This is a genomic window from Cellulosimicrobium sp. 22598 (genome assembly GCF_052044445.1).
Classification (GTDB): Bacteria; Actinomycetota; Actinomycetes; order Actinomycetales; family Cellulomonadaceae; genus Cellulosimicrobium; species Cellulosimicrobium cellulans_G.
The window spans coordinates 1-410 of sequence record NZ_JBQEMZ010000053.1 but is presented as its reverse complement, the minus strand read 5'-3'; the positions used below and the strand labels follow the sequence as shown (position 1 = coordinate 410).

Annotated in this window: 1 protein-coding gene; it reads left to right on the top strand. The window is 73.7% G+C overall.

Going from position 1 to position 410, the window contains the following annotated elements; genetic code table 11:
- The coding region (locus ACTJIY_RS20845; RefSeq protein ID WP_440675407.1) for an Ig-like domain-containing protein at positions 1 to 410 on the top strand (410 nt) is incomplete at both ends.

Below are 410 nucleotides of genomic sequence, written 5' to 3'. Positions count from 1 at the left end.
GTGCCGGCGCCGACGCGGTTGCAGCCGCCGCAGGCGGCGGCGGACGAGGTCACGGTGCACGCCGGGGACGTGGTGACGATCCCGGTGCTGAAGAACGACACCCACCCCGACGGGCTGGAGCTGTTCCTGCAGCCCGAGCTCGAGCAGGACGTGGACCCCGCCCTGGGCGAGGCGTTCGTCTCGGAGGACACGCTGCGGTTCAAGGCCGGCCCCGAGGCCGGGACCGCGTACGCGATCTACCGGGTGCGCGACGTCAACGGGCAGGAGGACTCCGCCCAGGTCACGATCCGCATCCGCGACGGCGAGGACAACGCACCCCCGCAGCCGCGCGAGATCGAGGCCCGCGTGCTGTCCGGGTCCAGCGTGCGCATCGCGGTCCCCCTGGACGGGATCGACCCCGACGGCGACTC